Source organism: Pantoea sp. SGAir0180, from assembly GCF_043546245.1.
In genome coordinates, this window is record NZ_CP028072.1 from 130,455 (window position 1) to 144,705 (window position 14,251).

The following is a 14,251-nucleotide window of genomic DNA, read 5'->3' on the forward strand; positions in this document are numbered from 1 at the left end:
ATCAGTAAATACTGTCAAACTTTTCATCTGATGACGTCATAGCATTAACTTATTAGTGTAATAAAGTGCATTGAAAGCCCACTGACTGGGGAAATCAAAGGGTTTTATGTTAATTTGTGAGGCGCAACATTTTTAGAAAAGAAAAGATTGACAGGCAGGAATTTAATTTCATTATAGTGAAATTAATTGTTCACATGTCAATCAGGAGTAAGTGATGTCTCTTCGGTCGCACGTTACCATGGCTTTATTCTCTGTTGCCCTTGGCCTCACTTGCAGTGCACAGGCAGCGCCACTGACGGCAGGTTCTCCGCCTTCCAGCGCGCCTACCACGTTTCTGGATACCAAAACCGGTAAAATTGAAGGCTTCATGCCGGACGTGGCCGCGGAAGTGGCCAAACGTCAGAAGCTTGACATCAACTTTACCGCGGTGCCTTTCTCGACGCTGATTCAGTCTGTAATTGCGGGCAAAATCGACATGATTGTGGCCGGGATGACACCCACACCAGAGCGCGAAAAACGTATTGCGTTCTCGCAGCCAGTCACTGCGTTTGGACCGGGGCTGGTCGTGCGTGATGACAATAAAAAAGTCTATCGCTCGCAGCAGGATCTGAAAGGCGACATCGTCGGCACCATGGCGGGCACCGATTATACGCAGGCGCTGATTAAGAGCGGTATCGCGAAAGAGGTGAAAGTGTATGACAGTCCGGCAGATATGATGCGCGATCTGTCCCTGGGCCGTATCGCTGCGGGGATGAACGATTACCCGATAATGAAATATCAGGAAAAATCTGGCGCGTACAAAGGCATGCATGTGGTGGACGGTTACAAGCCTGAGCATATCGCACCTATGGCCTTTGGCGTGAAAAAAGGGAACGATAAGCTACTTGCCGATATTAATACTGCCCTGACGGCAATGAAGGCCGACGGCACATTGCAAAAAATCAAAGCGAAGTGGGGAATGCCTTAATCGCGTGTTGATGCACGGAGGCACGCAACCTTAAGGAACATGGTGATGAAAACAGCGTTAATGCACTCAGAGGATCTGAGTGCCGTCGAGATGACGATTGGCTTACGGCTAAAGCAGATACGCAAGTCGCGCAATATGACCATCAAGGCACTGGCGGAACAGGCTAATGTGTCGGCGGGAGCCATCAGCCAGATTGAGCGCAATCTGGCTAACCCCACGGTACGGGTGCTTGAGCAACTTCGCGTGGTCCTGAATGTCCCACTGACCGCTTTTCTTGAACAAAATGAAGAGATGCGCCCCGGTGCTGAACATTATGTCCGGCGCTGGCGTGAGCGGCCACATTTTGAAGTTGGCAGGCAGGGCATAACCAAGGCGATGTTATCGCCTTCTGGCGAACATGATATTCAGTTTATGTATATCAGCATCCCTCCCCGCACGCGTTCGGAAGAAATGCTGACAGGCATTGGTGAAAAAGCAGGTGTAGTTATGGAAGGCCGTCTCACGCTGGAGGTGAACGGTGAGGCGACTTTCATCGAAGCGGGCGACAGTTTTCAGTTTAAAAGTCATCTTCCGCATAACATTTTTAACGACAGCGACACTGAAGCCCGCGTGTTGTGGATTATGCATATTCCGCCCCGACATCATATTTGAAACAAGGTTAACCCATGCGAATTAAGGTCGATAGCGTCAGTGACAGTTCCGTCTTCCCCACCTCTGTTGATGTTGTTGTGATAGGCGGTGGGATTGTGGGGACGTCAACGGCATATGAACTGGCAAAACAGGGGGTTTCTGTTGCGCTGTTTGAGAAAGGTGTGATTGCCGGTGAACAGTCAGGCCGAAACTGGGGCTGGGTTCGTCAACAGAACCGTGATTTGCATGAGTTACCAATGGCGATGCGAAGCCTGCAGCGCTGGGATGAGCTGAGTGGTGAAATCGGGATGGATTTGGGCTTCAGGCGCAGCGGTATCCTCTATGGCACGCTAAATGAAGCTGACCTGGCGCGCTGGGAAAAATGGGGACAGCAGGCAAAACAGATTGGCTTTACCAGCCAGTTGCTCTCCGCGCGTGAAGCACAGGAGCGCATTGGGAACAAAACTCCATGGCGAGGCGGTGTATGGTCACCGACAGATGGTCGTGCAGAACCGTCGCAGGCGGTACCGGCCATTGCGAAAGGCGCGCAAAAGCTGGGAGCCAGCATTTTTCAGCGTTGCGCGGTGCGCGCACTGGATATCAGCGCGGGCCGTGTTTCTGGCGTCTGGACAGAACGCGGACTGGTTAAAGCCAGCCGGGTAATTTGCTGCGGCGGTGCGTGGAGTTCGCGTTTCTGCAGACAATATGGCGTAGAACTCCCCGCCGCCAATATTCTGGGTACGGTATTTAAAACAACCGCCGCTCCTGAGGTCGTCAAAGGCTGTCTGAGCACGCCTAATCTTTGCCTTCGCCGCCGTCTGGACGGCAGTTACACCGTTGCCGTTCCGGGCCTTGGCCAGATTGATTTAGCACCGCAGAACATCCGTTATGCTGCAAAGTTTTATCCCATGTTCCGCAGCAAGGTCGCTAAAAAACTGAAAATCCGCCTGAACGGTTCATTCTTTTCTGGTCCTGAAGCGTCTGGAAGCTGGTCGCCCGACAGACCCTCGCCGTTTGAAAAGATCCGGGTGCTTGATCCCACGCCGGACAAGCGCATCATTCACGATGGCCTGGCCGAGTTGATTCGCGTCTTCCCCGAACTGGAGGGCATCAAAGTCGATTATGCCTGGGCCGGCTGGATTGATACCACACCGGATTTGGTGCCGGTGATTGATCAGGTGAGCCAGCTCCCCGGCATGTTTATTGCCTCAGGCTTTAGTGGCCACGGTTTTGCCATCGGACCCGGTGCGGGACTGATGTGTGCACAGATGTTAACGAATAAGCCCGTTTATACGGACCTGACGCCCTACCGGCTCTCACGCTTCGAGAAAGGCAATGCGATTCGCCAACCGCAAATGATGTAACCGCGCTGATAACAGACAGGCCATGCGAACAGCGCATGGCCGTTATCGAATGACAAACAGCCCGCTCAGGCATGTTTTTAGCGCTGTAGCGCCGCCTGATTTATCCGACATGAAAACCCCTGCCCGGCCCTACTCAACCCGCACCTGAATATGGCCGCGGGATTTCGCACAACTCTCCAGACTCAACGCGGCCTTTTCTGCGTGTCCGTTACTGTGAGTCCCGCTTGTGATGCATAGAAAAGTAACGGTTATCAATGCTTTCGCGGAAAAAGCTATCGGGATCCACCGCGGCACAAAATCCCTGGTAAACCCGGGCAGGAACGGCCAGCCAGCGCCGGCAACTTCCGTTGCGATATTCAAGCTCGAGCACACCCGAAGTGGGATCGAATCCTGCGCTGCGAAATAAAGAAGAGTTAATATCGTGTCGTTTCATGAAAGATAGTCCGTATCGGTTAAGCCCAGGCCTGCATCATTGCCGCGCTGGCAGAGCGGCAATGTATCACAGACTTCCCCATTGTTGAGCAACCTTCAATGCGCTGACAAATAACAGTTATTGATGACACCGCGCGCTGACATGGCTTTTACCGGATCAAGCCCGTCTTCAGTAAAGGCTGGTCCTGCTAATATACATGGGCAATGTGGCAGTGATTTTTCACCAACCAGAACCACAGCTGAAAGGCGTTGACGACGTCTGACAAAATCATTGTGGTACCTTATCTGAAACCGTCCCTCGATTTATCCTCACCAGGGGATGTAAATAAATATTTCAAACGTAAGCGTTAACGATTTTTAAAATTCTTTTTTGTTGAGTGAGCAGTGCCGTAAAAATAAAAACTTTAGGGCTAAAAGAAAGATAAAAGGCAAATGCATCGATTAGGATTTAATGATTTTTTAATAATAAATAATTTGAGTTAGCGCCCTATTTCCTTCTGGTCACGCCAGGTGGGGGTTATTCACAGCAGGTTTCAGCTGCACGACCGTACTTGTCTCGTCAAAGTGCACAGGTTTAGCGACACCGCCAACACGACTGCAATTTAATTTCATGATTAGCAAAGGGTTAATTTGCCCGTTTACGAATACACTCAATAAAAAGACCTAAAAAAAATGACAATCTGTTTTGCTGTTAACATTTTTTTACCAGCTTAACGAAAAATTGATGGTCATGAAATGACCATAAACCGATTTGCAACGACGCGCAAAATCAGAAAAATGCCTGATTAATGCGTTGTATCTTCATGTCTGGTGTCACTTCATCAGGACAAGAAAATGGCAAGCATAAGCTCACTTGGCGCTGGTACTAACCTCGACCTCAACACGTTATATGATAATTTACAGTCAGCTGAAGAAGCGCAGTTGACTCCAATTACCACACAGCAGGCGTCATACAATGCGCAACTGACCGCCTGGGGCGTGGTACAAAGTTCAATGTCAAAATTGCAGACAGCCGCTGCGGCTTTGCAAAACGCATCAAGCATAGCGACCACGAAGGTCACCAGTACGAATACGGCGTTTACCGCCACGCTTGCCAGCAATGCCGCTGCCGGAAACTATTCCGTTGAAGTGGATCAGTTGGCCGCGTCACAGTCACTGCTCTCTAAATCAGCCAGTAGTGAAACAGCGCAGCTTGGCGACAGCAGCATGGCTTCCCGCACGATCACGATTAGCCAGCCTGGACAGAAATCCCCGCTGACCGTGACGTTAAACCAGAACCAGACAAGCCTGACTGCTATTCGTGACGCGATTAACCAGCAACAGGGCAGCGTAAACGCCAGCGTTATTATGGCGAACGACAATACCTATTATTTGTCCCTGACCGCACGTGACAGCGGGACGGCGAATGAAATGACCGTCAGTACCAACGACTCAACGTTGGCACAGTATGTCAATTACAGCAGTGGTGGCAGTAATAATGGTATGACAGAACAGGTTGCCGCTCAGGATGCGCAGATAAAAGTGAATGGCTTATCAATTACCCGCAGCAGCAACATTGTGACGGATGCACCGGAAGGTGTAACCCTGAATTTAAATAAAGTGAATACCGGCTCGCCGGAAACGTTATCCATCGCGTCAGATACATCGCCGATGTCGACAGCAATCCAGACATATGTGGATGCGTATAATTCGCTGCAAAAAACCATTGCCGATCAAACAAACTATACGCCTGTACAAGCCGGACAGGCGCAGAGTGCTGACAATGGCGATCTGCTCGGTGATAACACGTTAATGAATATTCAGACCAGCCTGCGCAGTCAGTTTTCTGATCCTCAGTCGGGTAATATTCAGGAGCTGTCTCAACTGGGCATTACACAGGATGATAAAGGTGATCTGACCGTGGACAGTACGAAACTGAATAATGCGCTGACGAATCAGCCCGCCGATGTTTTAGCGTTTCTGACCGGCGATGGAAAGACAACCGGCTTTGCGACAGAGGTGACGAATAATCTCAACCAAATGCTGGCGAGTAATGGTACCGTTTCGAACGCCACAACAGGGATTAATACGTCGTTGAAGCAGCTCTCAGATCAATACAATACTGTTAACGACCAAATCACAACGATTATGGCGCAGTATAAAACGGAATTTACCAATCTGAGTACGCTGGTTTCTTCTATGACGCAGACCGGTAACTATCTGGCTGCACAATTCGCAAAAATGTAATAGCTGCCTTATCTTATTACTCTTCAGACAGATATCTTGTAAAAGATATCTGTCTGGTCATTATCTTCCCTCCATCGTTCTGCTTTACTGTTTCTGAATAGCGGTAACGCTTTACCACTCTCTTTCAGAGCTGAGTCATACGTAATACAGGTTTAGATTAATTTCTTCCGTTTCTGTGAAACCAGCGGCAGTGATTGGGCCGTGCTACCCTGCCCACTTGCTTTGCAATGCAATACCACTCATCCTCTCTGACCACGTTGCGCCAGGACGTAAAACGATTTTCGCATAACTTTCATTATTTCAAAGTGTTACACGGAAGTAATGATATATCTTGGCGGGCTTTTTTAGACAGGTTTAATACAGGTTTTCTTATCAATGCATAAACAGGAAGAAAATAAGGCAACCGCCTGGCATCAGGGACTTTTTCTGATATTTAATTATCCGTGCTATTTAACAGTAAATGCTGTAACAAAAAGTTTTTAAGGTTAAGGAATTAAGTAATTTGGTTGTATTTGATGTGTGGCAATAATTCTTTTTTACAAGGATACCGCAGGCGTTTCCTTTCGCTTAAAACGGCACTTCTGCTATTCACGAATTAATCTTATCTGGCGATTTTTAATTAAAGTTCTGTGGTTTCGTTTCGATAATAATAATGCGTAAATCATACGTTCTCCTTAGAAGGAATTTATCATGTCAGTGATTAACACTAACGTTCTGTCGCTCATCACTCAGAATAACCTGGATAAGTCTCAGTCTTCTCTGGGTACCGCTATTGAACGTCTGTCATCGGGCCTGCGTATTAACAGCGCAAAAGATGATGCCGCGGGTGAAGCGATTGCTAACCGTTTTACGTCAAACATCAACGGTCTGACCGTTGCTGCGCGTAACGCGAACGACGGTATTTCATTGTCTCAGACAGCGGAAGGTGCGCTGGATGAGATAAACAACAATCTGCAGCGCGTCCGCGATCTGACCGTTCAGGCGCAGAACAGCTCCAACTCTGCTTCGGATATCGATTCGATTCAGGCTGAAGTTAACCAGCGCATGCAGGAAATCGACCGCGATACCAAGCAGACCGATTTTAACGGACTCAAAGTACTGAACACCGGTTCAGGCAGCACCACCTACAACTTCCAGGTTGGTGCGCAGGATGGCCAAACGATCGGAATTACCATCAGTTCAAGTGACAGTTTTGACCTGGCCGCAGCAGGTAACGCCTCTTCTGGTAACGTGCAAAACACCAGTTCAACAACCGGTCAGACAGTGAATGGTACAGCCCGCAGCACCGCGGCTATCGGCTTTGACGTACTGAAAGGTGCCGTTACCGGTGGATCGGGCGGTACAGCATCTGGCAGCACACCGCTGGCAGATATTGATAAAGCGATTAAAGCCGTTGACAGTCAGCGTAGCCTGTTGGGTGCGTCTCAGAACCGTTTTGAGTCCACCATCAGCAACCTGAACAACACTGTCACCAACCTGACTGCTGCCCGCAGCCGTATTCAGGATGCGGATTACGCGACGGAAGTGTCGAATATGTCACGTGCTCAGATCCTCCAGCAGGCAGGTTCCTCGGTACTGGCGCAGGCCAACCAGGTGCCACAGACGATGCTGTCATTACTGCGTTAAGAGCCAATTCAGGAACCACGCCTGTTACAGGCGTGGTTCTTATCACTCAGCGGCGGTTTGTCAGCTCACCTTTCGAATGAAGTCGCTAAATGCCGCTAACTGCTTAGCCAGATGCTCTCTTGTACCCTGTTCAATCACCTCTCCGGCCTGCTCATCCACTTTATTCTGGATAACGCCCCCCATGAATTCCGGTTTGTTTAACACCATCGCATCCAGAAAAACCAGAATCTGCCGCAGATGATACTGACAGCGTGCGCCACCGATAGCCCCCATTGAACTCGTTTGAATCGCCACGGGCTTACCGGCTAAAGGCTGATTGGGCACGCGAGACAACCAGTCGATGGCATTTTTCAGTCCGCCAGGAACGGAGTAGTTGTATTCAGGGGTCACGATAATGACGCCATCAGCCTGGCGGATCTGTTCAGCCAGCGCCGTGACGGTATCTGGAAAGCCTGCTTCCTGCTGGATATCCGCATCATAAAGTGGAATATCCCGGATTGACGGCAGCGCTTCTACCACCACGCCCTGCGGTGCCAGTTGCGGTAGCGCATGCGCAATCATCGCGTTATACGATCCTTTTCTCAGGCTGCCCAGTAAGGTAACCATTTTTAACGGCTTGTCTGACATTGTCGTTCCTCTTTTCGATGGCTAAGTGCGTTTTCACGCCACGTCTGGAATATAATATGGCGTTTCTGACGGATTAAAAGTGAGTGGTTATGCGGCAATTTTTGTTGGTTTTAACATCAATTTTGGTCGTGGGCTGTGCGCCGGATCATCGCACCCGCACATCAGGCCTCGCCAATCCTGCCTCACAGCATTGTCTGGCCGTTGGCGGAAAAAGCGATATTGTAAAAACGCCAACGGGTGAAGTGGACTACTGTACGCTGCCTTCGGGTGAACATATCGAGGAATGGACCTTGTACCGCCGTGACGAATCGAAGGGGTAAGCTGTGGTGAATTCTGACCGCTCGGTTATCAGACTGGCGACCCTGCACGATCTGGCCGGAATTACAGCCCTGCTTCAGGCAAACTCGGCCGGACGCGGCGGCACACTGAATGGGGATTTTCCTGCCGATAAAGTTGAAGGGATGCTGCGTCGTGCCGGTGCCAGGACAGTGGTTGCCCAGCGCGATGAGGCGATTACCGGCGTATTATTTAGCGCCATTCCCACTCAGCACGAACCCGAGATGATTAACGCGATGCTTCATGCGTGGCCACCGGGGTGGCACCGTTGGCTCTACGGCCCGGTTTGTATCAGTGAGGCTGAACGGGGAAAGGGATTACTAAAACGCCTTTATCACCACATGTGCCAGTATCATCAGGGCGCACCTGTGTTATTTATTCAGGCGCAAAACAGCCGTTCAATTCCGGCCCATCAACGCCTTGGCATGTACCCGGTGGCACAGTTTGCTATGCAAGATGAAGATTTTTTTGTCTATAGCCATCAGGGTTAGCAACCTCAAAACCGCCGCGCATAGCACAAAAGGAAACCTGCTTCCGATGCAGATTCTACAATGAATCTAAGACATTAACGGGGGAGAACAGGATGACAAAGATCTGTGTCACATGCGGAACCGCCTACTCGCAGATGGAAACAACCCACTGCATAATTTGCGAAGATGAACGTCAGTACGTGCCGGCTTCAGGGCAACAATGGACATCCAGTGAAGCGCTCCATGCCGCGCACAGCAACAAATGGCAGCAACCTGAAACGGGATTGTTTAGCCTGCAGTCTGTGCCTGATTTTGCCATCGGCCAGCGCGCGTTTTTGATTAAAGGACAACAGGGCAACGTGCTGTGGGACTGCATACCTAACCTTGATGCCGCCACCGTCGATATCATTCGTGCGCTGGGCGGTATCGACGCAATTGCGATTTCACATCCCCACTATTACAGCAACATGCAAGACTGGGCAGCAATATTTGATGCGCCATTGTATATCCACGCCAGCGACAGCGAATGGATTGTGCGTGACAGCCCACATCTGCAGTTATGGGATGGCGATGTCCTGACTCTGCTCCCTGACATAAGTTTGTTGCGGCTGGGTGGCCACTTCGCGGGCGGCACGGTACTGCACTGGGCAAAAAATGAAGGCATCCTGTTGTCTGGCGATATTATTCAGGTTGCGCCGGGGGCAAATGCTGTGTCCTTCATGTGGAGTTATCCCAACATGCTGCCTTTACCGGCGGACAACATCAGGACAATAACCGAGCGTCTGACCCCCTTTGCCTTTGATCGACTTTATAGTGCGTTTGAAGGGCGCGATATTGCGTCTGACGCGAAACAGGTGGTGAACCGCTCAGCTCAAAAATATATAGACTGCCTGCAGTAAGACAGAGCAGTGACGGACGGTTAAGCGGCCAACGCCATCACCCGCTTAACCCACGTTTTTCATTCGTCGATATACCTCAGACAGGCTTTATGACTCACCCTTACGGCGATGAGGCAGCCTCATCATCTACGCTACGATCCCTGTCAGTGGCGCTATCAACGGATTCATCTGTTGGCCGCATTCAGCAAAAACGACACCGTCATCAACGCCTGCGCGCGGGCCGCATGAGCACCGTCGTTCCGGTCTGTAGCGGCACAGGAACGTCAGGGCGAGTTCAGTTGACTCACCCTTTCGCGCGGGATCAGGGTGCCAGCGATGCACCACTGGTGGCGATAACCTCTTTATACCACCAGAAACTTTTCTTGCGGCTGCGCGCCAGCGTGCCGTTCCCATTGTCATCGCGGTCAACATAAATAAAACCATAGCGCTTGGACAGCTCGGCTCTGGAGGCGCTGACCAGATCGATGGGCCCCCAGCTGGTATAGCCCATCACCTCTACACCGTCGTCAATCGCCTCGCGCACCTGTACTAAATGGTCATTAAGGTAGCTGATGCGGTAGTCATCCTGCACTACGCCGTCCGCGTCAGGTTTATCCTTCGCACCCAGGCCGTTTTCCACGATAAACAGCGGTTTCTGATAACGATCCCAGAGCACGTTGAGCAGCGTACGCAGACCGACAGGATCTATCTGCCAGCCCATTCGGAGCTTGCCAGATGCGGGTTTGGCACCATGCTCAGGATGTTGCTCCGTGCCTGCTGATTTAACGCCTCATCGGTGGTGACACAGCCGCTCATATAGTAGCTGAACGAGATAAAGTCGACCGTTGATGTCAGCGCCTCGCGGTCGGCATCGGTGATGTCAATCTGAATACCGTTGTCACGGAAGAAGCGCAGCATATAGCCCGGGTAGGCACCGCGGCACTGCACGTCACCGAAGAACTGCCAGCTGCGGTTCTCCTGTAGCGCTTCCAGCACGTCTTCTGGCTTGCAGGTCAGCGGGTATACCCGGCCGCCCAACAGCATATTGCAGATTCTGGCATCAGGAATAATGTCATGACAGGCTTTTACCGCCAGCGCGCTGGCGACCAGTTGATGATGGATTGCCTGGTACACTTCGCCTTTATTGCTGGTTTCCGGCAGACCAACGCCAGTCAGCGGCGCGTGCAAGGACATGTTGATCTCGTTGAAAGTCAGCCACAGCTTCACCTTCTCTTTGTAGCGCGCAAACACAGTGCGGGCGTAGCGTTCAAAAAAACCGATAGTCTGACGACTTCCCCAGCCGCCGTACTGCTTTACCAGCGCCCATGGCATTTCATAATGTGACAGCGTGACAAGCGGCTTGATACCGTGCGCGGCCAGCTCGTCAAACAGCCTGTCGTAAAAAGCCAGCCCTGCCTCGTTCGGCTGCTGCTCATCACCGTTCGGGAAAATACGCGTCCAGGCAATCGAGACGCGCAGGCATTTAAAACCCATTTCAGCAAAAAGTTTGATGTCTTCCGGATAGCAGTGATAGAAGTCGATAGCCACATCCTTGATACTGCTGTCTCCCGCGACGCGCTCTACCACCGGACCAAAAACCCCCTGTGGCTGAACGTCAGAAGTTGACAGCCCTTTTCCATCGTCCAGATAAGCACCCTCTGTTTGGTTGGCGGCTAACGCCCCACCCCATAAAAAATCATCCGGGAAAGTCTTCATTATGTTCTCCTGTTATTGATGGCTTACGCAGATTAGCGGTACACCGGCATTGGCGAATGTTGCCGCCACGGTCGCTACCTCGCGATATTCGTCGCTGTTGCTGATAATAATCGGGGTCGTCAGGTCGTAACCGGCATCGATAATTGCATGACGATCAAACTCCAGCAGCAGATCGCCCGGCTGCACGCTGTCACCTACCTTCACGTGAGCGGTAAAGGGGATGCCATTGAGCTTCACGGTGTCGATGCCCACGTGAATCAATACTTCAATGCCGCTGTCGCTGAGCAGGCCAATGGCATGTTTGGTCTGAAAAAGCGAGGCAACAACGCCGGTGAAAGGGGCAACGACGTTGTTATCAGACGGAATGATAGCGGCACCGCTGCCCAGCAGGCCGCTGGCGAAGGTGGTATCCGGTACCTGGTCAAGTGCCAGAACGGTGCCGGTCATCGGCGATAACACCGTGTTTTTGCCTGCTGATGCGTGCCCGTTAGGCGTTGCGCGCGCTGGCATCCCGGCGACCAACGTCAGGCCGCAACTCAGGACCAGTGCCACCATTGTGCCGAAAAGGCCGCCCCACAGCGTGGCATCCACGCCGCCCGGCGGTATCATCTGGGCGAGGGTAAAAATATTGGCAAAGCCAAACGAATAAACGTGGGTATCGCTGAAGCCAACAATAGCTCCACCGACAGCTCCCGCCACGCAGCCAAAGATAAAGGGGCGGCGCAGCGGCAGATTGACACCATAGACCGCGGGTTCGGTAATGCCGAAGATCCCTGCCGTCACGGACGATCCGGCCAGCATTTTTTGACGCGCATCGCGGGTGCGCAGGAAGACCCCTAACGCCGCACCCACCTGACCGAAGACCGCAGGCAGCAGCATCGGCAACATAGAGTCGTGGCCCAGCACCGCCACGTTGTTGATCATCAACGGTACCAGCCCCCAGTGCAGACCAAAGATGACGCAGACCTGCCAGAGCGCGCCCATTGCCGCGCCCGCCAGCCACGGTGCCAGTGCATAGATCCACTGATAACCGTTTGCCAGCATCTGGCTGAGCCAGGTTGCCAGTGGGCCAATCACCAGGAAAGTCAGGGGGACCGTCACGCCCAGGCAAATGAGCGGCGCGAAGAAATTTTTCATCGAGGATGGCAGCAGCTTCGTACTCAGTCTTTCCAGCCAGCAGCTTACCCACGCGGCAAGAATAATCGGGATTACGGACGAGCTGTAGTTAAACCAGGTCACCGGAATGCCGAGAAACGCCTCGGTCACCGCATCCGGCTGCTGGCTGGCGTTGAACGCAGCGATCATGATCGGATGGGTCAGCGCGCCGCCAATGACCATGGTGATAAAAGGATTACCGCCGAACTTTTTCCCAGCGGTGTAGCCCAGCACTAATGGAAAAAAGAAAAACAGCGCGTCGCTGGCGGCGAACCATATTTTATAGGTGCCGCTTTCCGTGGTGAGCCAACCGCAGACCACTGCCAGCGCCAGTAACCCTTTGAGGATACCAGAGGCCGCCAGGACGCCGATAAATGGCGTAAAAATTCCGGAGACAATGTCGATCAGGCGGCCAGATAAGGTGCCCTTGTCGCCCTTTTCCTCCACGACAGGCGCGTCATCAGTCAGCCCGGCCTCGTTGCGCACCGCCTGCCAGACGTCATGGACGTGGTTCCCAATGACGACCTGAAATTGGCCGCCGCTTTCTACCACCATAATCACATCCGGGTTGTTCTTCAGCCCCTCGGCATCTGCTTTCTGCTTGTCTTTCAGTTTAAAACGAAGCCGGGTTGCGCAATGCACAAGGCTGATGATGTTCTCTTTTCCGCCAGCGTGGCTGAGAATATCCTTCGCTAAAGCCTGGTATTCCATCTCGTTTTCCTTACATCCGGTGCCTGTAGCCACCTGTTGAATTAAAAAAAACCTGAGGGCGTCCTTCGTCAGAAGGCCGCACTCAGGTTTTGCCTGCGTAATGCAGTAACAATCCCGTGTTGAGGCTTAACGCCCCTCTTTTCTCACCCGCTCAATATGGAGGGTGAGAAACATGATTTCTTCGGTTGTCAGCTCGCGCTGATAGTTTTTATTCAGGTGCTGAGCGATTTTTCCGGCGCATTTCCAGGCCATGCCGTAATTGTCTTTAACCGCCGCATGCAAAGACACATCGTCATCCTGCACCACCGTGCGGGTCAGCATTCGCTGGGCAAAAAACTTCAGATGAGTAACGAAACGCTGATAGCTGAGCGACTCTTCGTCGTACTCCAGGTGCAGTTGATACTTCACCAGTTGCAGGATCTCCTGCATGATCCTGGTGACATGCATCACTTCAGGCATTTCACTGTCCAACTGGGCCGTGACCAGATGCAGAGCAATAAATCCCGCCTCATCCTCGGCCAAATCGACATGCAGACGTCGGGCAATAATGGCCCTCGCCTCCTGACCCAGCCCAAATTCTCTGGGATAGAGACGTTTAATATCCCACAGCAACACATTTTTGATTGCCAGCCCTTTCTTTTGCCGCTCAATCGCAAAGTAGCAGTGGTCGGTTAAGGTGATATACAAACTATCCTGCAGCTTTCCCAGCCGCTGTCCTGCCAGCCTGATGATCTGGTCACAGGTCGTCATCACCTCAAGTGGGATCTGACTCAGCAGTTCCCCTAGCCGACGCACCAGCACGTCATTCTGCAGCGCAAACACCTTTTCAATCAGTGCGGTTTCCAGCGTGTCCCCTGCGCGCTTCTGAAAGGCCAGCCCACGTCCCATGACAACCTGTTCGGACCCACGCTCATCCAGAGCAACCACCACATTGTTATTAAGAATTTTGGCGATTTTCATCGGAACCCCAGAAACAAAAAAACCTGACATCCGGCAGAAGCCAGAAAATCAGGTTTTGCCTGCTTTTAGCAGTCACAATCCAGTGAGGGAACTCTATCAGTTTCAATTGCAACCTATCCGTATCATACGTAAAAAACGTGACACATATCGTAC

General features: G+C 51.7%; 12 protein-coding genes and 1 pseudogene. 8 read left to right on the forward strand and 5 right to left on the reverse strand.

From position 1 onward, the window contains the following. Positions 1–214 precede the first annotated feature (214 nt). Genes C1N58_RS21270 through C1N58_RS21280 form a run of 3 tightly spaced genes read left to right on the forward strand, consistent with a single transcriptional unit; the run spans position 215 to position 2,961 of the window. Positions 215–967 (forward strand): ABC transporter substrate-binding protein, encoded by a 753-nt coding sequence (locus C1N58_RS21270; protein ID WP_006121922.1) that lies wholly within the window; start codon positions 215–217, stop codon positions 965–967. A 45-nt stretch (positions 968–1,012) separates the two neighbouring features. Then, entirely contained in the window at positions 1,013–1,618 is a 606-nt protein-coding gene (locus tag C1N58_RS21275; RefSeq protein WP_006121924.1) for a cupin domain-containing protein, read from the forward strand. A 14-nt stretch (positions 1,619–1,632) separates the two neighbouring features. Then, positions 1,633–2,961 carry an NAD(P)/FAD-dependent oxidoreductase gene (locus tag C1N58_RS21280; RefSeq protein ID WP_394551126.1) on the forward strand — a complete coding sequence of 443 codons (1,329 nt, stop codon included), beginning with the start codon at positions 1,633–1,635 and terminating at the stop codon, positions 2,959–2,961. A 208-nt stretch (positions 2,962–3,169) separates the two neighbouring features. Here C1N58_RS21280 and C1N58_RS21285 read toward each other — a convergent pair whose 3' ends face one another. Continuing rightward, entirely contained in the window at positions 3,170–3,394 is a 225-nt protein-coding gene (locus C1N58_RS21285) for a KTSC domain-containing protein (protein WP_006121926.1), read from the reverse strand. Positions 3,395–4,227: 833 nt separating this feature from the next. Here C1N58_RS21285 and fliD point away from each other — a divergent pair. Together fliD and C1N58_RS21295 are read left to right on the forward strand one after the other, a co-directional pair. Then, positions 4,228–5,619, forward strand: a complete 1,392-nt coding sequence (fliD, locus tag C1N58_RS21290; RefSeq protein ID WP_033742492.1) for a flagellar filament capping protein FliD — start codon at positions 4,228–4,230, stop codon at positions 5,617–5,619. 690 nt (positions 5,620–6,309) lie between these two features. Then, entirely contained in the window at positions 6,310–7,245 is a 936-nt protein-coding gene (locus C1N58_RS21295; protein WP_006121927.1) for a flagellin N-terminal helical domain-containing protein, read from the forward strand. A gap of 60 nt (positions 7,246–7,305) precedes the next feature. Here the strand turns inward: C1N58_RS21295 and C1N58_RS21300 are convergent, their stop codons facing one another. Further along, positions 7,306–7,872, reverse strand: coding sequence for an NADPH-dependent FMN reductase (locus C1N58_RS21300; protein WP_110268477.1), 567 nt, complete (start codon positions 7,870–7,872; stop codon positions 7,306–7,308). An 89-nt stretch (positions 7,873–7,961) separates the two neighbouring features. On the opposite strand from C1N58_RS21300, the gene C1N58_RS21305 reads away from it, so the two are divergent. The 3 genes from C1N58_RS21305 to C1N58_RS21315 all read left to right on the forward strand — a co-directional run bounded on the left by C1N58_RS21305 (position 7,962) and on the right by C1N58_RS21315 (position 9,577). Further along, complete coding sequence (locus tag C1N58_RS21305) at positions 7,962–8,192, forward strand: putative hemolysin (RefSeq protein WP_394564973.1); 231 nt, start codon at positions 7,962–7,964, stop codon at positions 8,190–8,192. Between the two features lie 3 nt (positions 8,193–8,195). After that, the gene (locus tag C1N58_RS21310) at positions 8,196–8,699 is read left to right on the forward strand and encodes a GNAT family N-acetyltransferase (protein WP_394564974.1); all 504 of its coding nucleotides are present in this window, start codon (positions 8,196–8,198) and stop codon (positions 8,697–8,699) included. 92 nt (positions 8,700–8,791) lie between these two features. Then, complete coding sequence (locus tag C1N58_RS21315) at positions 8,792–9,577, forward strand: MBL fold metallo-hydrolase (protein WP_039339434.1); 786 nt, start codon at positions 8,792–8,794, stop codon at positions 9,575–9,577. A gap of 301 nt (positions 9,578–9,878) precedes the next feature. On the opposite strand, the pseudogene C1N58_RS21320 reads toward C1N58_RS21315, so the two are convergent. The 3 genes and pseudogenes from C1N58_RS21320 to licT all read right to left on the reverse strand — a co-directional run bounded on the left by C1N58_RS21320 (position 9,879) and on the right by licT (position 14,098). Then, positions 9,879–11,272: pseudogene (locus tag C1N58_RS21320) on the reverse strand (glycoside hydrolase family 1 protein). A 12-nt stretch (positions 11,273–11,284) separates the two neighbouring features. After that, positions 11,285–13,138, reverse strand: a complete 1,854-nt coding sequence (gene bglF, locus C1N58_RS21325; RefSeq protein ID WP_394564975.1) for a PTS beta-glucoside transporter subunit IIABC — start codon at positions 13,136–13,138, stop codon at positions 11,285–11,287. 126 nt (positions 13,139–13,264) lie between these two features. After that, positions 13,265–14,098 (reverse strand): BglG family transcription antiterminator LicT, encoded by an 834-nt coding sequence (gene licT, locus C1N58_RS21330; RefSeq protein ID WP_205956042.1) that lies wholly within the window; start codon positions 14,096–14,098, stop codon positions 13,265–13,267. Positions 14,099–14,251: the final 153 nt, after the last annotated feature.

What these genes read in the sequence shown, in the direction of transcription:
- bglF (WP_394564975.1), bottom strand. Translation starts at nt 13,138, where the DNA reads ATGGAATACCAGGCTTTAGCGAAGGATATTCTCAGCCACGCTGGCGGA.
- C1N58_RS21300 (WP_110268477.1), bottom strand. Translation starts at nt 7,872, where the DNA reads ATGTCAGACAAGCCGTTAAAAATGGTTACCTTACTGGGCAGCCTGAGA.
- licT (WP_205956042.1), bottom strand. Translation starts at nt 14,098, where the DNA reads ATGAAAATCGCCAAAATTCTTAATAACAATGTGGTGGTTGCTCTGGAT.
- C1N58_RS21305 (WP_394564973.1), top strand. Translation starts at nt 7,962, where the DNA reads ATGCGGCAATTTTTGTTGGTTTTAACATCAATTTTGGTCGTGGGCTGT.
- C1N58_RS21295 (WP_006121927.1), top strand. Translation starts at nt 6,310, where the DNA reads ATGTCAGTGATTAACACTAACGTTCTGTCGCTCATCACTCAGAATAAC.
- C1N58_RS21315 (WP_039339434.1), top strand. Translation starts at nt 8,792, where the DNA reads ATGACAAAGATCTGTGTCACATGCGGAACCGCCTACTCGCAGATGGAA.
- C1N58_RS21275 (WP_006121924.1), top strand. Translation starts at nt 1,013, where the DNA reads ATGAAAACAGCGTTAATGCACTCAGAGGATCTGAGTGCCGTCGAGATG.
- fliD (WP_033742492.1), top strand. Translation starts at nt 4,228, where the DNA reads ATGGCAAGCATAAGCTCACTTGGCGCTGGTACTAACCTCGACCTCAAC.
- C1N58_RS21270 (WP_006121922.1), top strand. Translation starts at nt 215, where the DNA reads ATGTCTCTTCGGTCGCACGTTACCATGGCTTTATTCTCTGTTGCCCTT.
- C1N58_RS21280 (WP_394551126.1), top strand. Translation starts at nt 1,633, where the DNA reads ATGCGAATTAAGGTCGATAGCGTCAGTGACAGTTCCGTCTTCCCCACC.
- C1N58_RS21285 (WP_006121926.1), bottom strand. Translation starts at nt 3,394, where the DNA reads ATGAAACGACACGATATTAACTCTTCTTTATTTCGCAGCGCAGGATTC.